The following is a 22,155-nucleotide window of genomic DNA, read 5'->3' as shown; positions in this document are numbered from 1 at the left end:
CCACCACCGCACCGGACCACGCACCCAGAGCGGGCCCGAGCATCCGCAGGTCGACCTCGTCGTCACGGTCGACCGCGACAGCGGCACGGGGCCGAGGTGCAGGCGCACGCGGCGACCGGTGAGGGTCGCCCGTCCCGGGATGGGGCGTACGAGTCGACACCGTGCTCAGACGGTGACGAGGTCGCGCAACCGCGCCAAGGTGGCGTCACCGATCCCCCGGACCTCGAGGAGCTCCTCGACCGCGGTGAACCGTCCGTGCTCCGTCCGCCAGTCGAGGATCGCCTGCGCGGTCACCGGGCCGACCTGCGGCAGCGTGTCGAGCTGCTCGAGCGTCGCGGTGTTGAGGTTGACGACCCCGCCAGGGCCTGACGGACCTCCGCCTGGCGCCGTCTGAGGAGCCGGCGCGGGAAGGCCGGTGACGGCCGGGAGCCCGACCACGACCTGCTCGCCGTCGACGAGCACGCGCGCCAGGTTGACCGACGACAGGTCGGCGCCGCGCCGCGAGCCGCCTGCCGCCGTGATCGCGTCGGCGACGCGCGAGCCGGACGGCAGCGTCACGATGCCGGGCCGCCGGACGCGCCCGGTGACGTCGACGACGACCTGCGCCGGCGCGGTCGCGCCGGGCACTGCGGCGCCGGCACCCGGCTGTCCGTCCGCCTGGGGCACCGCGACGTCCGAAGGGCTCCCGGACGCCCCTGGCGCGACCGGCTCGGCGACGACCGCCTGCGGCTGCGCGCGCAGCACCCACCAGATCACCGCCCCGGCCGCAAGGAGCACGACCACGATCGCGACCCCGACGTGACGAGGCGTCACCCCGTCGCCGAGCACGCTCAGGCGAGGAAGGGGTGGTCGACTGCCCTCGACCGGTGACTGCCCGGTCGCTCGCACCGTGCCCGAGCGGTGACGCCCCCACCCCGTCTCGTCGAGCTCGGTCGAGTCACTGGACGGTCCGCGCGATCTGCGCGACGACCCGGTCGCCGGACCCGGGATCCGGGTCGCCGGAAGCATCCCGGTCGGCCAGAGCTCGTCCAGACCGTCGCCTGCCGCGTCCGCACCCACCTCGTCGAACTGGTCATCGAGCTGGTCACCGAACCGGTCACCGAGCGGATCGCCGGCGGTCGCGGCGGTGGAAGGGGCGTCCCACGCGCCCCCGCGATGGTCGAGCTCGCGCGCCAGCAGCTCGAGGCGCCGCCTCGCCGCCTCGCTCGCTCTGTCTGCTCCCCGTCGCTCCACACGACAGACGCTAGAGCGGCGAACCGTCGCCGCGTCGTCTCCGGGCGCTTACCTGTGGACAAGCAGCGAGGACTCCAGCCTGGGGGCGTTCACCCCAGCGAAGGCATGCGCGCGGAGACCGTGACGGCCAGCAGACCCGGACCGACGTGGGCGCCGATGACCGCCCCGACCTCCATGACGTCGATCGACTCGCGCCCCAACGACTCCCCGAGACGCTCAGCCAGCGCCCGCGCCTGCGCGTCCGCATCGAGGTGCTGCACCGCGACGTCCACCTCGTCACCGTGGCTCGCGACGGCCTGTGCCGTGAGCTCCTCGAGACGGGCGATGGCGCGCGTCGAGGTCCGGACCTTCTCGATCGGCCGCACCCGTCCGTCCTTCACCCCGAGGATGGGCTTCACCGACAGGGCGGAGCCGAGCAGCGCGGATGCCGTCCCGATGCGACCGCCTCGGCGCAGATAGTCGAGCGTCGCGACGTAGAAGTACGTCGTCGCGCGTTCCGACCGGTCGCGGGCAGCCTTGGCGACGTCGTCGGCGGACTTCCCCGCGTCGCGCGCGTCCGCGGCAGTCAGCACGGCGTACCCGGTGGCCATCCCGACCTGGAGGCTGTCGACGCAGGTGACCGGCACGGTGCAGTCCTGCGCGGCCAGCTGCGCCGACTCCAGCGTCGCGGAGACTCGGGAGCTGAGGTGCACGGAGACGATCGCTTCCGCACCCCGTTCGGCCAGGCCGGCGTAGACGCGGGAGAAGCGCTCCGGCGCGGGCCGCGAGGTGCCGACGGCGCGCCCCGCACGAAGCGCCCGCGCGAGGTCGGCCGACGTGACGTCGAGACCCTCGGTGTACGAGCGGCCGTCCACGACGACCTCGAGCGGCACGACCGTGACGTCACGCGCCGACGCGATGTCGACCGACAGCGATGCCGTCGAGTCGGTGACGATGGCGAGGGTCATGGGGGTGAGGGTAGTCGGACTCTCTCTGAAGCACCCCCGGTCCGGTGCTGGGCTTCCCTGAGCGGCGTCATCGAAGCGACAGGACGTGGACCCGAGGAAGGGCCACCAGCGCGGCGCGTGACGATGTGATCGTTAACACGCGCGAGGTCGTCCTGACACGGCCCGCCCGCGCAGGCCGGCACCGCCGCCAGGACGGCCACCTTGCGCGGCAGCGCGTGTGACGGCGTGTGCCGAGGCGAGAGGCGGACGACGCTGACGGCCATGACCTGCGCTGATGCCGTGATCGAGCCAGCTCGCACCCTTCCCGTACGGACTGCAGCCGGGACCGCCGCGCGCCCGTCGGGCGACGGCGAACTGCCACGCCTCTTGACGGCAGCGAATGTGAGCGTTAACAATCTCTTCTTATCAGTGTGGCGTCCGTCACATTGAGAGCGACTGGGGAGCAGTTGTCCGCCTGCGCCCCTGGCCCGCACCAGAGCCGGTGCCGGCCCCGTAGACGGAGGAACCTCATGATCAGGAGAGTGAGCGCAGCCGCCGTCGGCGCCGTGCTCGTCGGCAGCCTCGCCGCGTGCGGGGGCGGCGACAGCAGCGACGCGTCGGACGACGACAGCATCACCATGGGCTTCGCCCAGGTCGGCGCCGAGAGCGGGTGGCGCACAGCCAACACGAAGTCCATCAAGGACACCGCGAAGCAAGAGGGCGTGACCCTCAAGTTCTCCGACGCCCAGCAGAAGCAGGAGAACCAGATCAAGGCCATCCGGTCCTACATCCAGCAGAAGGTCGACGTGATCGCCTTCAGCCCGGTGGTTGAGACGGGGTGGGACACCGTCCTCCAGGAAGCCAAGCGGGCCAAGATCCCGGTGATCCTCACCGACCGCTCGGTCGACTCCGACGACACGTCACTGTACGAGACCTTCCTGGGCTCCGACTTCGTCCTCGAAGGCGAGAAGGCCGGCGACTGGCTCGTCGAGAACGCCGACGCAGCAGACACCGACACCAACGGCTCGATCAACGTGGTCCAGCTCGAGGGGACGACCGGCGCGGCACCCGCGATCGATCGAGCCGACGGATTCAAGGAGAAGATCGGCGCGGACCCGAGGATCGAGGTCACTGCGTCGCAGACCGGTGACTTCACCCGCGACGGGGGCAAGAAGGTCATGGAGTCGTTCCTGAAGTCGCAGCCGGACATCGACGTGGTCTATGCCCACAACGACGACATGGGGCTCGGCGCCATCGAGGCCATCGAGGCGGCCGGCAAGAAGCCCGGGACCGACATCAAGATCATCACCGTCGACGCCGTCAAGGACGGGATGACGGCGCTGTCCCAGGGCAAGATCAACTTCATCGTCGAGTGCAACCCGTTGCTCGGCCCGCAGCTGATGGACCTCGCCCAGAAGGTCGTCGCCGGCGAGGAGGTGCCCGAGCGCGTGGTCACCGAGGAGACGACGTTCGACCAGGAGCAGGCCAAGGCTGCGCTGCCCGACCGTCAGTACTGAGCGCTGACAGCCGGTCGGCGCCACCGCCGACCGGCTGCCCGGCCGCCACACCCGTCCCGACACGAGGCGAGGACTCGAGATGACCCACATGTCCGCCGACGCGTACCCCTCCTCGGGGACGTCGCCCCGGGGACGGACGCCGGTCGACCCGGTGGTCCAGATGACCGGGATCACGATCAGGTTCCCCGGGGTGACGGCGCTCGACGACGTCGACTTCCGGCTGTTCCCGGGAGAGGTGCACGCACTGTTGGGCGAGAACGGCGCGGGGAAGTCGACGTTGATCAAGGCCCTCACCGGCGTGTACGCGACCGACTCGGGCACGATCTGGGTCGGTGGAGCCGAGCATGCCTTCACCGGGCCCGCGGCTGCGCAGGACGCAGGGGTGAGCACGGTCTACCAAGAGGTCAACCTCTGCACCAACCTGAGCGTGGCCGAGAACATGCTCCTCGGTCGGGAGCCTCGTCGGCTGGGGCGCATCGACCACCGGCGGATGAACCGTCGCGCGAGCGAGGTGCTCGGCCGGCTCGGGCTCGACATCTCGCCCCGTTCCCGCCTCGGTGACCATCCGATCGCCGTGCAGCAACTGGTCGCGATCGGTCGTGCGGTGGACATCGAGGCCCGCGTCCTCGTGCTCGACGAGCCGACGGCAAGCCTCGACAGCGAGGAGGTCGCCAAGCTGTTCGAGGTCGTCCGGTCCCTGCGCTCCCAAGGTGTCGCGATCCTCTTCGTCTCCCACTTCCTCGAGCAGGTCTTCGCGATCTCCGACCGGATGACCGTGCTCCGCAACGGTCGCATCGTCGGTGAGCACCTCACGCGTGACGTCACGCGCCTGGAGCTCGTCGAGGAGATGCTCGGGCGCGAGCTCGAGGTCCTCGAGCGGCTGCACCGTGAGCCCTCCCGCCAGCCGGACGAACGCCGTACGCCCGTCCTGCGCGCGAGGGGTCTGGGGCGCAAGGGGTCGCTCGCCCCGACCGACCTCGACGTCTACGACGGTGAGGTGATCGGTATCGCGGGCCTGCTGGGCTCGGGCCACACCGAGCTGGCGCGGCTCCTGTTCGGTGCCGACGCCTCGGACAGCGGAAGCGTCGAGGTTCGCGGGCGCCGGGTCGCGCTTCGGTCACCGCGTCGGGCCGTGGACCACAAGATCGGCTTCTCCAGCGAGAACCGCCGTTCCGAGGGGGTGATCGGCGACCTCACGGTCGCCGAGAACATGATGCTCGGTCTGCAGGCCGCTCGCGGCTGGCTCCGTCCGGTGCCACCACGTACCCGCGACCAGCTCGTGATCAAGCACCTCGAGATGCTCGACATCCGCCCGGCGAACCCGGACGCGCTGATGCGCAACCTCAGCGGTGGCAACCAGCAGAAGGTGCTGCTCGCGCGGTGGCTGATCATGCAGCCCGACGTGCTTCTGCTCGACGAGCCCACCCGCGGCATCGACGTGGGCGCCAAGGCACAGATCCAGCAGGTCGTCGACGATCTCGCGTACGAAGGGATGGGCATCGTCTTCATCTCGGCCGAGCTCGAGGAGGTGCTGCGGCTGAGCGACCGGCTGGTGGTGATGCGCGACCGTCACAAGGTCGATGAGATCCCGAACACCGGGGTGACCACCGACGACCTCATGGCGATCATCGCGCGTGAGGAGGAGTCCGCCCGTGCGTGACCTCGCCCGGCACCGCCTCTTCTGGCCCGTACTCGCACTGGTCCTCCTGCTCGCCGTCAACGTGGCCGCCACGCCGTCGTTCCTCCAGATCCGGATGCAGGACGGCCACCTCTACGGGAGCCTCGTCGACATCGCCCGCAACGGCGCGCCCGTGCTCCTGGTCGCCCTGGGCATGACCCTGGTCATCGCGACCCGCGGCATCGACCTGTCGGTCGGGGCCATCGCGGCCATCGCGGGCGCGGTCGCGTGCGTCCATCTCGCCGGGTCCCCCGCCCCCGCGTCGACCGGGACCGCGATCACCGCGGTCACGCTCGCCCTCGCCGTGTGTGTCCTCCTCGGCCTCTGGAACGGCTTCCTCGTGTCGGTGCTCGGGATCCAACCCATCATCGCGACGCTCGTGCTCATGACCGCCGGGCGCGGCCTCGCGATGCTGGTCACCGGAGGCCAGATCACCACGGTGAACAACTCCTTCTTCCGAGGACTCGGCGCCGGCTACCTCCTGACGCTCCCGATCGCGGTCCTCATCGCCATGGCGGTGTTCGCGGTCACCGCGCTGGTCACCCGCCGTACCGCGCTCGGGATGCTGGTCGAGTCCGTCGGGGTCAATCCCGAGGCGAGTCGGCTCGCCGGCGTGCGCTCACGGACGATCCTGTGGACCGTCTACGTCTTCTCTGCGTTCTGCGCCGGCCTGGCCGGACTGATGATCGCGGCCAACACCAGCGCGGCCGACGCGAACAACGCCGGTCTGTGGATCGAGCTCGACGCGATCCTCGCCGTCGTCATCGGGGGTACGTCGCTGGCCGGCGGGAGGTTCTCGCTGGCGGGGACGTTGGTGGGCGCCTTGTTCATCCAGACGCTCTCGACCACCATCCCGACCATCGGCATCCCGGCGGAGACCAACTACCTCTTCAAGGCCGTCGTCGTCATCGCGGTCTGCCTCCTCCAGTCGCCCAAGGCACGGGCTGCGGTCTGGCGTCGTCGACGCGACCGATCCGCCCTCGTGAGAGCAGGTCGAGCATGAGCACCGTGACCAGGCCGGAGATCGCCACGCGCTCCCTCGCCGACCGGGTGAAGGGCTACTCCCCTCCGTCCCAGCTGCTCCCCGTCCTGGCGACGTTCGCCCTGCTCGTCGGGATGTTCGGAGTCGGCGCGGTCCGCTACGAGGGCTTCGCCTCGCCTCAGGTCGTCCTCAACCTCTTCGTGGACAACGCGTTCCTCATCGTGCTCGCGGTCGGCATGACGTTCGTCATCCTGACCGGCGGCATCGACCTGTCGGTCGGCTCGGTCGTCGCCCTGTCGACGATGATCGCGGCGGCGACGTTACGCGCCGGCTGGCCGCCGGCGCTGGCGATCCTGGCGGTCCTGCTCACCGGGACCGCGCTCGGGCTGGCGATGGGCCTGGTCATCCACTACTTCGAGGTGCAGCCGTTCATCGCGACGCTGGCGGGGATGTTCCTGGCCCGCGGGCTCTGCTACCTCATCAGCGTGAAGTCGATCCCGATCAGGGACGAGACGTTCCAGTCGATCTCCGCTGCGTCGATCACGCTTCCCGGGGAGCTCTACGTGACCCCGACGGTGTTGATCGCGCTCGCCGTGGTGCTCGCCGCGGCGTGGGTGCTGCACCTGACCCGCTTCGGGCGCAGCGTGTACGCCGTCGGCGGGAGCGAGGCCTCTGCGGTGCTGATGGGTCTGTCCGTCGCACGCGTGAAGGTGGGCGTGTACGCGATCAGCGGCTTCTGCTCCTCGCTCGGCGGCCTGCTCTTCTCCCTCTACATGCTCTCCGGCTACAGCCTGCACGCGGTCGGCATGGAGCTCGATGCCATCGCCGCGGTCGTGATCGGTGGCACGCTGCTGACCGGTGGGTACGGGCTGGTGATCGGCTCGCTCCTCGGGGTGCTGGTGCTCGGCACCATCCAGACGTTCATCTCCTTCGACGGGACACTGAGCTCGTGGTGGACGCGGATCTCGATCGGCGCGCTGCTGCTCGTCTTCGTCGTCCTGCAACGCTTCTTCAACCGCCGGGAGATCTCGTGAGCACCGATCGTCAGAGCCCACCGGTGATGGCGGACGTGGCCCGGGCTGCGGGGGTCTCCCACCAGACCGTCTCCCGCGTCATCAACGGCTCCCCCAACATCCGCCCGTCCACCCGTGAGCGCGTCGAGTCGGTGATCCGCCAGCTGGGCTACCGACCCAACACCGCCGCGCGGGCACTGGTCACTCGACGGTCCTCGACGATCGGCATCATCAGCACCGGCAGCGGCCTGTACGGGCCCAACAGCATCCACCGCACGGTCGAGGACGCCGCCCGCGGTGCGGGATGGTTCGCCGGGTCCGTGAGCCTCGCGTCGGTCACCGAGTCCACGCTCACCGACGCGATCGACCACCTGCTGCGCCAAGCGGTCGAGGGGATCGTCATGATCGCCGGGCAGGTCGAGGCCCTCGAGCTGGTGAGCCGCCAGGACTTCGGAGTGCCGTTCGTCGTGGTCGAGGGCGACCTCTCGAAGGCGCCGAACGTCGTCGGGGTCGACCAGCGTGCGGGGGCGTACGCAGCCACGTCGCACCTGGTCGAGCTCGGTCACACGCGGATCGCCCACGTACGGGGTCCCCGCAGCTGGACGGAGGCCGACGGACGTGAGACCGGATGGCGGGAAGCCCTCGCCGACGCGCGGCTCGACCCGGGCACGCTGCTGCTCGGCGACTGGTCGGCCCGCAGCGGCTATGCCGCAGGCAGGACGCTCGTCGCCGCCCAGGAGACGACGGCCGTCTTCGTCGCCAACGACCAGATGGCGATCGGCCTGCTTCGCGCCTATCAGGAGGGCGGACGCCCGGCACCGCAGCACGTCAGCGTGGTCGGCTTCGACGACACTCCAGAGGCGGAGTACCTGCAGCCACCCCTCACGACGGTCCGGCAGGACTTCGCCGAGGTCGGCCGTCGGGCGATCGCGTTCCTCGACGCCGGCATCAAGGGGGTCGAGCCCCCGCTCGAGCGCCTCGTCTCCCCCGACGTGATCCTGCGCGCGAGCACCGCGCGCCCGTACCGGCCGGAGGTGTCCTCGTGAGCAGGGCAGAGTACGTGGTGGGGGTCGACTTCGGGACGCTGTCAGGTCGCGCGCTCGTCGTCGCGGTCGACGACGGCCGAGAGGTGGCGAGCGCGGAGTCCGTCTACGCCCACGGGGTCGTCACCGACGCGCTGCCGGGACGACCGGAGCGGCGGCTGCCGCCCGCCTGGGCGCTCCAGGTGCCGTCCGACTACATCGACGTCCTTCGGACGGCCGTGCCCGAAGCGATCCGGCAGGCCGGCATCGACCCCGCCGACGTGATCGCGATCGGCACCGACTTCACCGCGTGCACGATGGTGCCGACCACCGCCGACGGCACCCCGCTGTGCGAGGTGGAAGGGTTCGAGGACCGCCCGCACGCGTACGTCAAGCTCTGGAAGCACCATGCGGCGCAGCCGCAGGCCGACCGCATCAACGCGTTGGCCGCCGAGCGCGACGAGCCGTGGCTGTCCCGGTACGGAGGACTGATCTCGTCCGAGTGGGAGTTCGCCAAAGGGCTCCAGGTGCTCGAGGAGGATCCGGAGGTCTACGCCGCGATGGACCGGTGGGTGGAGGCGTCGGACTGGATCGTCTGGCAGCTCTGCGCGACGTACGTGCGCAACGCGGGCGCCACCGGCTACAAGGCGATCTATCAGGACGGGCGCTATCCGGACACAGACTTCCTCACGGCCCTCCATCCCGCGTTCGGTGGGTTCGTCGACGACCACGTCGATCAGCCGGTCGCCGAGCTCGGAGAGGCGGCGGGCACGTTGACGGCCGCCGCGTCGGCGTGGACCGGCCTGCCGGAGGGCATCCCCGTCGCCGTGGGCACCGTCGACGCGCACGTGAGCGCGCCGGCGGCACAGGCGATCGACGACGGTCAGATGGTCGCGATCATGGGGACCTCGACGTGCCACGTGATGAGCTCGTCGGTCCTCCGCGAGGTCCCGGGGATGTGCGGCGTGGTCGACGGCGGCATCGTGCCGGGACGCTGGGGCTACGAGGCGGGCCAGAGCGGCGTCGGTGACATCTTCGCCTGGTTCGTCGACCACGGGGTGCCGCCGTACGTGCACGAGGCTGCGGCCGCGGCCGGGGTCACCGTCCACGAGCACCTCAGCGCGCTCGCGGCGGAGCAGGCCGTCGGTGAGCACGGTCTCGTCGCGCTCGACTGGCACAGCGGCAACCGCTCGGTCCTCGTCGACCACGACCTCTCCGCCGTCGTGCTCGGCCAGACCCTCGCGACGCGCCCCGAGGACGTCTACCGCGCGCTCGTCGAGGCGACCGCGTTCGGGACGCGCACGATCATCGACGCGTTCGGGCGCAGCGGGGTGCCCGTCGAGGAGCTGGTGGTCGCGGGTGGTCTGGTCCGCAACGCGATGCTGATGCAGATCTACTCCGACGTGACCGGGCTCCCGCTGTCCGTGGTCGGGTCGGCACAAGGCCCCGCCTTGGGCGCCGCACTCCATGCCGCCGTCGCGGCCGGCGCGTACGCGGACATACGCGCTGCCGCGAAGGCGATGGGGTCGGTGCGCAAGGCGGTCTACGTCCCCGACGAGGAGCGTGCGCGTGCGTACGACCGGCTCTATGCCGAGTACGTCACGCTGCACGACTACTTCGGTCGGGGTGGCAACGACGTGATGCACCGGCTGCGCACCCTGCGAGACGACGCCTCACGATCACGCGGAGGTGCCCGATGACGGTCGCCGATGAGGTCCGCCGGACCATCGAGAGGCTGCGCCGCGAGGTGTGCGACCTGCACGCCGAGCTGACGCGCTACGGCCTCGTCGTGTGGACGGCTGGCAACGTCTCGGCGCGGGTCCCCGGCGAGGACGCGTTGGTGATCAAGCCCAGCGGGGTCGCGTACGACGCGCTGACCCCGGAGTCGATCGTCGTCACGGACCTGCACGGCCGGCTGCTCGACGGTGACCTGGCTCCGTCCAGCGACACGGCCGCGCACGCCTACGTCTATCGCCACCGACCGGACGTCAACGGCGTCGTGCACACCCACTCGACCTACGCGACGGCGTGGGCGGCGCGCGGCGAGCCGATCCCGTGCACGCTGACGATGATCGCCGACGAGTTCGGCGGGGAGATCCCGATCGGTCCGTTCGCGCTGATCGGCGACGACTCGATCGGTCGCGGCATCGTCGTCACGCTGGCACGGAGCCGGTCGCGCGCGGTCCTGATGCGCAACCACGGCGTCTTCGCGGTCGGCGCGGATGCGTTGGAGGCGGTGAAGACCGCCGTGATGTGCGAGGACGTCGCTCGGACCGTCCACATCAGCCGCCAGATCGGGGAGCCGGTGCAGATCGCCCCTGCGGACGTCGATCGCCTCTACGAGCGCTACCAGAACGCCTACGGCCAGGGGGCCGGAGAGAGAGAACACCGATGACCGATCGCGTCCTGTGGTTCCTGACCGGCAGCCAGACCCTGTACGGCGAGGACACCCTCCGCCAGGTCGCCGCCCAGTCGCGCGACATCGCCGACGCGCTCGACCGCACCGACGACCTGGCGCTCCCGGTGGTGTGGAAGCCCGTCCTGACCTCGTCCGACGCCATCCGCCGCCTCGTGCTCGAGGCCAACGCCGACGACGCCTGCGCCGGCCTCGTGGCGTGGATGCACACCTTCTCGCCGGCGAAGATGTGGATCTCCGGCCTCGACGCGCTCGCGAAGCCGCTCCTCCACCTGCACACGCAGCACCACGTCGAGATCCCGTGGGCGACGATCGACATGGACTTCATGAACCTCAACCAAGCGGCGCACGGCGACCGCGAGTTCGGGTTCGTGCAGACCAGGCTCGGCATCCCCCGCAAGACCGTCGCCGGCCACGTCACCGATCCCGCCGTCGGCGCCCGGGTCGCGACCTGGGCGCGCGCGGCGGCGGCGTTCGCCGACCTCCGCTCCCTGCGGCTGGCGCGCTTCGGCGACAACATGCGTGACGTCGCTGTCACCGAGGGCGACAAGGTGGAGGCCGAGCTGCGCCTCGGAGTCTCGGTCAACACCTACGGCGTGAACGACCTGGTCGCCGTCGTCGACCAGGTCGGCGACGAGGAGGTCACCAAGCTCGTCGCCGAGTACGACGACCTCTACGCCGTCGCCCCCGCTCTGCGCGCCGACGGTGAGCAGCGCGCCGCACTGCGGTATGCCGCTCGGCTCGAGGCCGGCCTACGGGCCTTCCTCATCGAGGGCGGATTCGGTGCGTTCACCACCAACTTCGAGGATCTCGGAGGTTTGCGGCAGCTCCCGGGCATCGCCGTCCAGCGGCTGATGGCCGACGGCTACGGCTTCGGCGGCGAGGGCGACTGGAAAACAGCGGCGCTGGTCCGGGCGACCAAGGCGATGGCGGCCGGCCGGCCGGGCGGCACCTCGTTCATGGAGGACTACACGTACAGCCTGGCGCCGGGCCGGATGAAGTCCCTCGGCGCCCACATGCTGGAGGTCTGCCCGAGCCTCACCACGGAGCGCCCGACCGTCGAGGTGCATCCGTTGTCGATGGGAGGGCGGGAGGATCCGGTGCGCCTCCGCTTCGTGGCCGATCCCGGCGAGGGCATCGTCGTCGGTCTCTCCGACCAGGGCGACCGGTTCCGCCTGAGCGCCAACGACGTCACGCTGGTGGAGCCCGACGAGCCGCTCCCCCGGCTCCCCGTCGCCTGCGCGGTGTGGGAGGCCCACCCGTCGCTGACGGCGGCGGCCGAGGCCTGGCTGATGACGGGCGGGCCGCACCACACGGTCCTCACGACCGCGGTCGGGTTCGAGGAGTTCGACGACCTGGCCGAGATGCTGCGCACCGAGATCGTCCACATCGACGCCTCGACCACGACGCGCGGGCTGCGCCACGAGCTGCGTTGGAACCAGGCCTACTACCGGCTCGCCGCAGGGTTCTGACCGTCGTCACCAGCGGCGTGGCGTTCGCGGAACAGCGCCGCGTGGACGATGCGTCGCAGCGCGAGGATGACGGGCTCGACGAGCACCGTCCCGAGCACGACGTCCTGGACCACGGTGGCCACCGGATCGTCGTGGACGCCGCTGCCGTCGGGCTCGACCGACGCGACCTCGCGCCGAGCGATCGCCGCGACCTCCTCGGCGTACCGGCCGACCGCCTCGGCGTCGAGCGGCCGTCCCGCCGCCTCGAGACCGGCGAGCGCCGCTTCGAGCTGGGCCACCGCCGCTGATCCGGGATCGTGGGCGAGGCCGATGGCTTCGAGCGCCGCCGTGGCGCGGGCGTACGGTGGTTCGTCGCGGACGTAAGGCGGCAGGGCCGCGAGCGCGTCACCCACCGCCGCGTACGGGTCGGGACCTGGGTCGTCGATGACCGCCAGCACGGCGCGGACCTTGGCCAGCGGAAGCCCGCCGACCTCGACGAGCGAGCGGATCAGGCGGAGCCTCTGGAGGTGGCCCTCGTCGTACGTCGCCTGCGTCGCGCTCGTCGATCGACCGGGCGGGAGCAGGCCCTCGCGCAGGTAGTACTTGATCGTCGCGACGGCGACGCCGGATGCGCGGGCGAGCTCGGAGATCCTCACCACGTGTCCCCTTCGAGAAGTCCCTTGACGTACTGGAGAGTATCACTATCTAATATTGGATAGTCGCACTCTCCAAAAACGGAGGGTTCCCACGTCAGGAGACCGTATGAACGCCGCATCCACGCTCACCGCGGGCATCGTCGTGCTCACGGTGATCACCATCGAGTCGGGCGGGGTGTTCCTCCTGCGCGTCGTGGGCGGTCGCAAGCCGGCCAACGCCCTGCAGACGTCGTTCTTCCGGGCGGGCCACGCCCACGCGGGCGTGCTCGTGATCCTCGGGCTCGTGACCCTCCTGCTCACCAGCGCCGCCGACGTCGCCGACCCGTGGGCGTGGCTCGGCCCGCTCGGCGTCCTCGTCGCGGCGATCGTGATGCCCGCCGGCTTCTTCCTGTCGGTCCTGGGGCACGACCCGCAGCGCCCCAGCCGACTGGTCGCCCTGATCTGGACGGGCGCCGCGATCCTGACGCTCGGCCTGGCCACCACGGGGATCAGCCTCGTGGTGACCGGCGCGACCGCGTGATCAGACGACGATGTTGACGAGCTTCGGAGCGCGGATGATCACCTTGCGGATCACGGCGCCCTCGAGGTGCCGTGCGACGTTGGGCTCGGCCAGTGCGAGCGCCTCGAGCTCGTCGTCGGAGATCGAGGGCGCGACCTCGAGCTTGCCGCGCACCTTCCCCTTGACCTGGACCACGCACGTGACGGTGTCGTCGACCAGCAGGGCCGGGTCGACCGTCGGCCACGGCTGCTGCGAGACCGAGGGAGCGTGGCCGAGCTCCGCCCACATCTCCTCGGCGACGTAGGGCGCTGCCGTGCTGAGCAGGATCGCCGTGACCTCTGCCGCCTCGCGGACCGCGGGATCGGCCGCACCCGCACCGGAGTCGATCGTCTTGCGCGTGGCGTTCACGAGCTCCATCACACGCGCGATCACCACGTTGAAGCGCTTGGACTCGTAGAGCTGCTCGGCGTCGGCCACCGTCTTGTGCGTGACCCGACGCAGCGCGACGTCACCGGCGGTGACGTCGGCACCCGGATCGCTCGCCACCTCGTGCGCAACGCGCCACGCCCGCTGCAGGAACTTCGACGAGCCTGTCGGTGACACGTCGGCCCAGTCGATGTCGTCCTCGGGTGGCCCGGCGAACAGCAGCGTCAGGCGCACCGCGTCGACGCCGAACTGCTCGATCTGCTGACCGAGGTCGACGCCGTTGCCGAGCGACTTGCTCATCGCCTTGCCCTCGTTGATGACCTGGCCCTGGTTCATCAGCGATGTGAACGGCTCGACGAAGTCCACCAGGCCCATGTCGTGGAGCACCTTGGTGAAGAAGCGGCTGTAGAGCAGGTGCAGGATCGCGTGCTCGACCCCACCGACGTACATGTCGACCGGCATCCACCGGTTGACGTCCTCGGGGGCGAACGGCGCGTCGGTCCGGTCGGGCGAGCAGTAGCGCAGGAAGTACCACGAGGAGTCGACGAACGTGTCCATCGTGTCGGTGTCACGCTGCGCGGCGCCACCACAGCGGGGGCAGGTGGTGTTGACCCAGTCCGTCGCGGCGGCCAGCGGGGAGGTGCCCTTCGGCGCGAGGTCGGCGCCGGTCAGGTAGGGCAGCTCGACGGGCAGCTGCTCGTCGGGCACCGCGACCTCACCGCAGTCGGGGCAGTGCACGATCGGGATCGGGCAGCCCCAGTAGCGCTGACGGCTGAGCAGCCAGTCGCGCAGCCTGAAGTTGACCGTGCCCTCGCCCAACCCCTTCTCGGTCAGCGTCTCGATCGTCACCTCGATGCCCTCGGCCTTGTCGGTGACGCCCTCCAGCACCGGCGAGCCGACGTACGCCCCGTCACCGGTGGTCGCGACGCCGGTCTCGGCCGGGTCACCCTCCCCCGGCACGTCGACGACGCGGCGGACCGGCAGGTCGTACGTCCGGGCGAAGTCGAGGTCGCGCTGGTCGTGGGCCGGCACGGCCATCACGGCGCCGGACCCGTAGTCGGCCAGGACGTAGTCGGCGGCCCACACCTGCATGGGCTCGCCCGTCAGCGGGTTGGTCGCGTGGACGCCCAGGAACACCCCGGTCTTCGGACGGTCGGTGGACTGGCGCTCGATCTCCGTGGCCTGCTTGGTGCGCTCGAGGTACGCCTCGAAGGCGGGCCGCTGATCGTCGGACACCAGCTCACCGGCCAGCGTGGCGTCGGGGGCGACGACCATGAACGTCGCGCCGTACAGCGTGTCGGGCCGGGTGGTGAAGACCCGCACGGGCTCCTCGCGCCCCTCGACCACGAACGACACCCAAGCACCCTCTGAGCGTCCGATCCAGTTGCGCTGCATGGTCAGCACGCGCTCGGGCCACCGGCCCTCCAGCTGCTGCATGTCGTCGAGCAGCCGCTGGGCGTAGTCGGTGATCTTGAAGTACCACTGGGTCAGCTCGCGCTTGGTGACCACGGCGCCGCAGCGCTCGCAGAACCCTTGGACGACCTGCTCGTTGGCGAGCACGGTCTGGTCGTTGGGACACCAGTTGACGTAGGACGCCTTGCGGTAGGCCAGGCCCCGCTCGAACAGCCGCAGGAACAGCCACTGGGTCCAGCGGTAGTACTCGGGGTCGGAGGTGTGCAGGCGACGCGTCCAGTCGAAGCTCACGCCGTAGCGCCGGATCGACTCGGCCTGCGTCTCGATGTTGTCGTACGTGAACGTCGCTGGGTTCTCGTTGCGCTTGATGGCAGCGTTCTCGGCGGGCAGCCCGAAGGAGTCCCAGCCGATCGGGTTGAGCACGTCGTAGCCCTTGAGCCGCCAGTAGCGCGCCAGCATGTCGTGCAGCGCGAAGACCTCGCCGTGGCCCATGTGGAGGTCGCCGGACGGGTAGGGGAACATCGTGAGCGCGTAGCGCCGCTCGCGACCGGGGTCGGTGCCGTCGGCGTCGTACGGCCGCAGCTCGTCCCACACCGCGCGCCACTTGTCCTGGACCGCGCGGACGTCGTACGACGCCGCCTCGCCCTGCTGGGTGCTCACCTGGGTCTCCTCCGCAATGACGTCCTCGTACGACCGGGTGATCTGCGACACCGAACCGTGCCCGTACACAGAACAGCCCCTCTGGGCAGAGGGGCTGCCACGCTGACGGGGTCGGGATCAGCGTGGCTCGACAAGGTGCAGGTCGTACACGGCTCCCATGCTAGCGCGCTACTCGGCGCGCTGGTCGCGGTCCTCCAGCGCCTCGGGCGGCACGTCCTCGACGACCAGCGGCCGCAGGATCGCCCAGATGATGAACACGGCCGAGACGCCGAGCAGGATCAGCCCGTTGACGAGGTTGACGTTGAAGCCGTCGGCCTTGCTCAGCTCGGCGTCGGAGGCGTTGAAGATGCCGAGGAAGGTCAGGATCACGCCATAGATGCCCATCAGGGCACCGATGATCGTCCGGATGTCGAACGCCGACGCGATCTTGAAGCGGCTCTTGCCCTCAGCCATCGTTGCTCCTTCTCACCAGAAGATGATGTTCAAGGCGATCACCATGACCAACGAGATCGCGGCGAGCACGGTCGGGCGCTGGTACCACGGGAGCAGGTGCGCGAGCGGGTCGCGCAGCTGGTCCTTGGGCGTCAGCGAGTAGACGAAGCCACGCAGCGAGGCGGCCGGCTTCGGCTGGGTCATCAGGCTCACGACGTAGCTGACCACGATGTCGACCACGAACGCTGCGCTCGCCGCGACGAAGCTCGCACCCTGGCCCCCGAGCGGGATGACGCCCACACTGGCGCTGCCGAAGGCGTCCTCGCTGAGGAAGGCGACGACGACCGCTGCTGCCGTGCCGGACACGAGGCCGACCCAACCGGCGGTGGCGGTCATCCGCTTCCAGAACATGCCGAGGATGAACGTCGCGAACAACGGGGCGTTGAAGAACCCGAACAAGGTCTGGAGGTAGTCCATCAGGTTCGAGTAGCTCGACGCGATCAGCGCGGTGAAGATCGCCACCACGGTCGCACCGACCGTGGCCCAGCGGCCGACGCTCGTGTAGTAGCCGTCCGGCTTGTCCTTGCGGACGTACTGCTGCCAGAGGTCCACGCTGAAGACCGTGTTGAACGCCGAGATGTTGGCTGCCATGCCGGCCATGAACGACGCGAGGAGGCCTGCGATCGCGAGTCCGAGCATGCCGTTGGGCAGCAGGTCGCGGATCAGGAGGAGGATCGCGTCGTTGTACGCGACCCCGGAGCTGTCGTCGCCGGCCTTGAGGTCGATCATCTCCGGGATCAGCACGGCGCAGATCATGCCGGGGACGACGACGATGAACGGGACGAACATCTTGGGGAAGGTGCCGATGATCGGGGCGCTGCGCGCGGCCGACATCGACTTCGACGCCATCGCCCGCTGCACCTCGACGAAGTTCGTCGTCCAGTAGCCGAACGACAGCACGAAGCCGAGTCCGAACACGATCCCCACGACGGACCAGAACGGGTCGTCGATGCCCGTGAGGTTGGTGCCGGGCCAGGACGAGAGCTGTTCGCTGCCGCCCGGGGTGGCCGAGATCTTGTCGGTGAGCCCGCTGACCCCGCCGACCTTGTGCAGAGCCACGAGCGTGAGCGGCAGCAGCGCCGCGACGATGACGAAGAACTGGAGGACCTCGTTGTAGATCGCCGCCGACAGGCCACCGAGGGTGGTGTAGGTCAGGACCACGATCGCTGCGGCGATCAGCGACACCCACAACGGCCAGCCGAGGATGACGTTGACGATGCGCGCGAGCAGATAGAGGTTGACGCCGGCGATCAGCAGCTGGGCCACGGCGAAGCTCAGCGCGTTGACCAGGTGCGCGCCCGTCCCGAACCGCATCCGCATGAACTCCGGCACGCTGCGGACCTTGGAGCCGTAGTAGAACGGCATCATCACGACGCCGAGGAACAGCATCGCCGGCACCGCGCCGATCCAGAAGTAGTGCATCGTCGGCAGACCGTACTGCGCACCGTTGGCCGACATGCCCATGATCTCGACCGCGCCGAGGTTGGCTGAGATGAAGGCCAGACCGGTCACCCACGCGGGCAGCGAGCGCCCCGACAGGAAGAAGTCGATGCTGCTGGAGACCTGGCGCTTGGCGAGGAGGCCGATGCCGAGGACGAAGGCGAAGTAGATCAGGATGATCAGGTAGTCGGAGAAGCCGGTGTCCAGACGAAGCCTCTCGTCTGCCGCCCAGACCACGGTGCCGTCCATCCGCCCTCCCGGTCGTCGGTGGTGTCGGGTCAGAGGTCTGTCCCGAACGGCACGTTACTCCCGAAGCGCGGCATCGGCAGGGCAGAAGAAGACGTCGTCGGAGGTCGTGTCACCGGTCCCGTCACCACCGGTGGGCCACACTCTCCCCATGACGCTGACTCGCCGCGAGCTTCTCGTTGCGCTCGCCGTCGCCGGAGCCGGCCTGGCCACCGGCTGCCGCGGAGACGGCTCCACCGACCCGGCTCCGACGACCGTTCCCACCACCGACCCGTCGTCGGTGCCCCCGACGACGCCCGCTCCCCGCGGCCCCGACGACCCGACCCGTCTCCGGATCGACGGTGTGGTCGCCGACGGACTGACGGTGCCGTGGGGGCTCGCGTTCCTCGATGCTGGCCAGGCCCTCGTGACCGAACGAGACACCGCGCGGGTGGTCAAGGTCGGGGGCGGCAACGCGACGACGATCGGTGAGGTGCCCGACGTCGACACCGACAGCGGCGAGGGCGGGCTCCTGGGGATCGTCCTCGTCCCCGGCGGCGACGCCGTGATCGTGTACCTCACGTCCCCAGACGACAACCGGATCGTGCGGATGTCGTACGACGGACGCCGCCTCGGACGCCCGCAGGTGCTGCTCGACGGGATACCGCGAGCGTTCAACCACAACGGCGGCCGCCTCGTGATCGGACCCGACCGGATGCTCTACGCCAGCACCGGTGACGCCGGCGAACGCGACCGAGCCCAGGACGTCGACTCACCCTCGGGCAAGGTGCTGCGGATGACCCTCGACGGCCGTGCCGCCGAGGACAACCCCTTCGGCAACCGCGTCTGGTCCTACGGCCACCGCAACGTCGAAGGGCTCGCGTTCGATGCACAGGGCAGGCTGTGGGCGGCCGAGTTCGGCGACCAGACCACCGACGAGCTCAACCTCGTCGAGCGTGGCGGCAACTACGGGTGGCCCCAGACGGAGGGGCCCACGGACGAACGCGGTCTCGTCGGGCCGAAGGCGTGGTGGAGCACCGACGACGCGTCGCCTGCGGGTGTCGGCGTCGCGTACGGGACGGCGTACGTGGCTGCGCTGCGCGGTCAGTGCGTGTGGGCGGTGCCGCTGTCCGGGGCCGACGCCGGCCGACCGCGCCGCCGCCTCGGCGACGCCGGCCTCGGGCGCGTGCGCAACGCCGTGCCGGCACCCGACGGAAGCCTGTGGGTGACGACCAGCAACACCGACGGTCGCGGGGAGCCGGGAGCCGACGACGACCGGATCCTGCGCGTCGTGGTCGGTTAGGGTCGATCGCATGACCTGGCTCGTGACCGGCGGCGCCGGCTACATCGGTTCCCACGTCGTCCGCGCGTTCACCGACGCCGGGATCGGCGTCGTCGTGCTCGACTCGCTCGAGTCGGGCCACCGCGAGTTCGTCCCCGCCGACGTCCCGTTCGTCGAGGGCAACGTCACCGACACCGAGCTCGTCCGTACGGTCCTGCGCGAGCACGGGGTCGTCGGGGTGGTGCACCTCGCTGCGTTCAAGTACGCGGGCGTGTCGGTCCAGCGGCCGATCCACACCTACGAGCAGAACGTCACCGGCACCGTCCACCTGCTGCAGGCGCTGGCCGAGGTCGGCGTGAACTCGGTCGTCTTCTCGTCCTCGGCCGCGGTCTACGGGACTCCCGACACCGACCTCGTCACCGAGTCGACGCCGACGGCTCCGGAGTCGCCGTACGGCGAGAGCAAGCTCGTCGACGAGTGGGTGCTGCGGGCGCAGGCCCGAGCCACCGGGCTGCGGCAGACCTCGCTGCGCTACTTCAACGTGGTCGGCTCCGGCTACGACGACCTCTACGACTCCAGCCCACACAACCTCTTCCCGAAGGTCTTCAAGACGTTGACCGACGGCGGCGTCCCGGTCATCAACGGCGTCGACTACCCGACGCCGGACGGCACCTGCGTGCGCGACTACGTCCACGTGTCGGACCTCGCCCACAGCCACGTCGTCGCCGCGCGCTCCCTCGCGGAGGAGGCCTTGCTCGAGGACGTGTACAACCTCGGGAGCGGCGAGGGCGTCTCGGTGCGCCAGATCATGGACACCATCGCGCACGTCACCGGTGTCGACTTCGTCCCCGAGACCGGTCCACGACGCCCCGGCGACCCTGCGCGCATCGTCGCCTCGGGCGACCTCGCCGCTCGGGACCTCGAGTGGCGGATGCGTCACTCTCTCGAGGAGATGGTCCGGAGCGCCTGGGGGTCGTGGGTGCACGTTCTCGGCCAGGACGTGCCGGACTGACCCGCGAGCGCCAGAGGGTGACCCGCGAGCGCCAGGGGGTGACCCGCGAGCGTCAGATGAGGGAAGCGCCCTCGCCTGCACCGGCCGACTGCGCGTCGAAGCTCTCGTGCTCGATGAGACGGAGCGTCGGCACGTGGAGCTTGCGCTCGGCGCGCGAGGCCCAGTCGACGTGGAAGAACTCCGAGAACACGTGCGACGTCGTCAAGATGATCGCCTCCTCGGCCCCCACCCGCGTGACGAGGTCGGCGAGCGCGCTGACCGGGTCGTCGTGGGTCAGGGCGCCGCGTGCGGTCGTGTCGGCCTTGCCCGCAGCGACGATCAGGTCGATCGAGCGCTGCAACGACTCCTGCCCGGCTTCGACGATCGCATTGTCGACGTCTCCGACCGTCTGCGAGTCGGGCATAGCGAGATCGGCTCCACCGAGCACGCCGAGAGAGGTCGCCATCGTCGCGGCAGCGTCCTCGACCGGGAGCAGCAGGTGATAGACGACCGGGTCGTCGAGACCCTCGTGCAGCGACGTGAGCTGACGCGCGTCGAGCTCGGAGAGCTCCTGCTCGAACAGGACCGCCACGTCGTACGGCGTGCGGGCGTCCTGGGTGGGCTCGGTCATCGGTGAGGCCTTTCGTGACGAGTCCGCCGACTGCGGTCGGTACGGGGTCAGCCTACCGCCGAGTCACCGCTGTGGGGTGTCGCGGCGGGTGCCGGTTGCCACTGCCCGAGCTCGGTGCGTACGACGGTGGGATCGCCGGCGCGGGCGAGCCGGAGGGCGGCGGCGGTGACGTCGGTGATCTCGACGACGGCCTCTCGCGCGTCCGGGGCTTGACCGTCGTCGACGACCGGGTTCACCACGCAGAGCTCGTGGAAGCGGACCCGTGGTCGGTCCTCCTCGGCCCGCAGGACTTCGAGGAGCATGCTCTGTGCCGCCCCGGTGACGCTCACGGGTCCCGATCCGGCCTCCGGCTTCAGGGTCGCGATGCCGTTGAGGGCCACGTACGCCGATCCCTGGGGTGCCAGGGACGGCACCGTCGACCGCGCCGCGAGGAAGTGGGCGGTCAGGTGGCTCCGGAGCAGACCGTCCCAGGTGGCGGTGTCGAGATCCACCAGGTCGGGGCCCTCCCACCACCCCCCGATCGCGGCGAAGGCAGCGTCGATCTCACCGCGCCGGCGCAGCTGATCGGCGACGTAGTGGGAGCCCTCGTCGGTGGACACGTCAGCGACGACCGGACGTATCAGGGCGCCGGCCTCACCCAGCCATTCACGCACCGCGTCGAGCCCGGCGTCGGATCGGCCGACCGCGAGCACCGTCACGCCCTCGAGCAGCAAGGCGCGGACGAGGTGCCGCCCGACGTATCCCGTGGCGCCGTGCACGACGGCGGAGCCGAGACGCAGGGGAGTGGCTGGAGAGTCGCCCGAGGTCGTCATGCGCTCAGTCTGCCGCGCCTGAGCGGCAGACCGAGCGCAGGCGTGGCGCGGCCGATCGCGTCAGGCCGGGATCGGGACCAGATCGACTGCGCCGACGGCGTAGCGGGCGAGGACCACCTCGGCGAGCTCGGGTGCTGCGCCGAGCGGGTCGGAGACCGCCACCGCCCCGGCCTCGAGGGCGAGCTCGGTGGCCCGGTCGGGCAGGAAGCCCGGGGCGAGGAACAGCGACCCGACGGCGATGTGACGCTTGCCGTCACGGCGCAGGTCCCGCACCGCCTCGCCCGCTGCCGGCGGTGCCGCTGAGGCGAAGGCCGCGATCACCGGCAGCTTGTGGCGGGCGCCCCAGGCGCGGGCGACGCGGGCGACGTGTGCGTTGGCGAGCGGGTTCGA

Annotated in this window: 20 protein-coding genes; 11 read left to right on the top strand and 9 right to left on the bottom strand. The window is 70.4% G+C overall.

Annotated elements, in window-relative coordinates; genetic code table 11:
- Positions 1–165 precede the first annotated feature (165 nt).
- A complete protein-coding gene (locus PV363_RS03475; protein ID WP_301021691.1) occupies positions 166–1,233 on the bottom strand; it encodes a ComEA family DNA-binding protein in 1,068 nt (355 codons plus the stop codon).
- A gap of 89 nt (positions 1,234–1,322) precedes the next feature.
- A complete protein-coding gene (locus PV363_RS03470) occupies positions 1,323–2,180 on the bottom strand; it encodes a DegV family protein (protein WP_220344195.1) in 858 nt (285 codons plus the stop codon).
- 521 nt (positions 2,181–2,701) lie between these two features.
- Here PV363_RS03470 and PV363_RS03465 point away from each other — a divergent pair.
- From PV363_RS03465 to araA, 8 genes are all read left to right on the top strand, one after another.
- A complete protein-coding gene (locus PV363_RS03465; protein WP_301021690.1) occupies positions 2,702–3,676 on the top strand; it encodes an ABC transporter substrate-binding protein in 975 nt (324 codons plus the stop codon).
- Between the two features lie 79 nt (positions 3,677–3,755).
- A complete protein-coding gene (locus PV363_RS03460; RefSeq protein WP_301021689.1) occupies positions 3,756–5,336 on the top strand; it encodes a sugar ABC transporter ATP-binding protein in 1,581 nt (526 codons plus the stop codon).
- Positions 5,329–6,357, top strand: a complete 1,029-nt coding sequence (locus PV363_RS03455) for an ABC transporter permease (RefSeq protein WP_301021688.1) — start codon at positions 5,329–5,331, stop codon at positions 6,355–6,357. The genes PV363_RS03460 and PV363_RS03455 overlap by 8 nt, the downstream gene beginning before the upstream one ends.
- The gene (gene yjfF, locus PV363_RS03450; protein WP_220365866.1) at positions 6,354–7,370 is read left to right on the top strand and encodes a galactofuranose ABC transporter, permease protein YjfF; all 1,017 of its coding nucleotides are present in this window, start codon (positions 6,354–6,356) and stop codon (positions 7,368–7,370) included. The genes PV363_RS03455 and yjfF overlap by 4 nt, the downstream gene beginning before the upstream one ends.
- A complete protein-coding gene (locus PV363_RS03445; RefSeq protein WP_301021687.1) occupies positions 7,367–8,395 on the top strand; it encodes a LacI family DNA-binding transcriptional regulator in 1,029 nt (342 codons plus the stop codon). Before yjfF ends, PV363_RS03445 begins: the two co-directional genes overlap by 4 nt.
- The gene (gene araB, locus PV363_RS03440) at positions 8,392–10,071 is read left to right on the top strand and encodes a ribulokinase (protein ID WP_301021686.1); all 1,680 of its coding nucleotides are present in this window, start codon (positions 8,392–8,394) and stop codon (positions 10,069–10,071) included. Before PV363_RS03445 ends, araB begins: the two co-directional genes overlap by 4 nt.
- The gene (locus PV363_RS03435; protein ID WP_220344191.1) at positions 10,068–10,766 is read left to right on the top strand and encodes an L-ribulose-5-phosphate 4-epimerase; all 699 of its coding nucleotides are present in this window, start codon (positions 10,068–10,070) and stop codon (positions 10,764–10,766) included. The genes araB and PV363_RS03435 overlap by 4 nt, the downstream gene beginning before the upstream one ends.
- The gene (gene araA, locus PV363_RS03430; RefSeq protein WP_220346562.1) at positions 10,763–12,259 is read left to right on the top strand and encodes an L-arabinose isomerase; all 1,497 of its coding nucleotides are present in this window, start codon (positions 10,763–10,765) and stop codon (positions 12,257–12,259) included. The genes PV363_RS03435 and araA overlap by 4 nt, the downstream gene beginning before the upstream one ends.
- On the opposite strand, the gene PV363_RS03425 is transcribed toward araA, so the two are convergent.
- Positions 12,235–12,894: a MerR family transcriptional regulator gene (locus PV363_RS03425; RefSeq protein WP_301021685.1), complete on the bottom strand. Its 660-nt coding sequence runs from the start codon at positions 12,892–12,894 to the stop codon at positions 12,235–12,237. The two genes, araA and PV363_RS03425, sit on opposite strands and share 25 nt — an antisense overlap.
- A 106-nt stretch (positions 12,895–13,000) precedes the next feature.
- Between PV363_RS03425 and PV363_RS03420 the strand changes: the two genes are divergently transcribed.
- Complete coding sequence (locus PV363_RS03420) at positions 13,001–13,414, top strand: hypothetical protein (RefSeq protein ID WP_220344188.1); 414 nt, start codon at positions 13,001–13,003, stop codon at positions 13,412–13,414.
- Here the strand turns inward: PV363_RS03420 and leuS are convergent, their stop codons facing one another.
- From leuS to PV363_RS03405, 3 genes are all read right to left on the bottom strand, one after another.
- On the bottom strand, positions 13,415–15,892 hold the full coding sequence (gene leuS / locus PV363_RS03415; protein WP_220346561.1) for a leucine--tRNA ligase: 2,478 nt from the start codon (positions 15,890–15,892) through the stop codon (positions 13,415–13,417).
- Positions 15,893–16,060: 168 nt separating this feature from the next.
- On the bottom strand, positions 16,061–16,345 hold the full coding sequence (locus PV363_RS03410; protein WP_220344186.1) for a hypothetical protein: 285 nt from the start codon (positions 16,343–16,345) through the stop codon (positions 16,061–16,063).
- A gap of 12 nt (positions 16,346–16,357) precedes the next feature.
- A complete protein-coding gene (locus PV363_RS03405) occupies positions 16,358–18,073 on the bottom strand; it encodes a sodium:solute symporter family protein (protein ID WP_220344185.1) in 1,716 nt (571 codons plus the stop codon).
- Positions 18,074–18,221: 148 nt separating this feature from the next.
- Here PV363_RS03405 and PV363_RS03400 point away from each other — a divergent pair, with 148 nt between their 5' ends.
- On the top strand, positions 18,222–19,352 hold the full coding sequence (locus PV363_RS03400; RefSeq protein WP_301021684.1) for a PQQ-dependent sugar dehydrogenase: 1,131 nt from the start codon (positions 18,222–18,224) through the stop codon (positions 19,350–19,352).
- 10 nt (positions 19,353–19,362) lie between these two features.
- Positions 19,363–20,343, top strand: a complete 981-nt coding sequence (gene galE / locus PV363_RS03395; RefSeq protein ID WP_301021683.1) for a UDP-glucose 4-epimerase GalE — start codon at positions 19,363–19,365, stop codon at positions 20,341–20,343.
- Between the two features lie 52 nt (positions 20,344–20,395).
- Here the strand turns inward: galE and PV363_RS03390 are convergent, their stop codons facing one another.
- The 3 genes from PV363_RS03390 to PV363_RS03380 all read right to left on the bottom strand — a co-directional run.
- Positions 20,396–20,953 carry a hypothetical protein gene (locus PV363_RS03390; RefSeq protein ID WP_220344510.1) on the bottom strand — a complete coding sequence of 186 codons (558 nt, stop codon included), beginning with the start codon at positions 20,951–20,953 and terminating at the stop codon, positions 20,396–20,398.
- Positions 20,954–21,000: 47 nt separating this feature from the next.
- Complete coding sequence (locus tag PV363_RS03385) at positions 21,001–21,765, bottom strand: SDR family oxidoreductase (RefSeq protein WP_301021682.1); 765 nt, start codon at positions 21,763–21,765, stop codon at positions 21,001–21,003.
- A gap of 60 nt (positions 21,766–21,825) precedes the next feature.
- Positions 21,826–22,155: CbiX/SirB N-terminal domain-containing protein (locus PV363_RS03380; RefSeq protein ID WP_301021681.1), on the bottom strand; the 330-nt coding region annotated here is incomplete at its 5' end.

This window comes from Mumia sp., assembly GCF_028803055.1.
Lineage (GTDB): Bacteria > Actinomycetota > Actinomycetes > Propionibacteriales > Nocardioidaceae > Mumia.
Note: the sequence above shows the minus strand (reverse complement) of the source record. Positions and strands in the feature narration are given on the sequence as shown.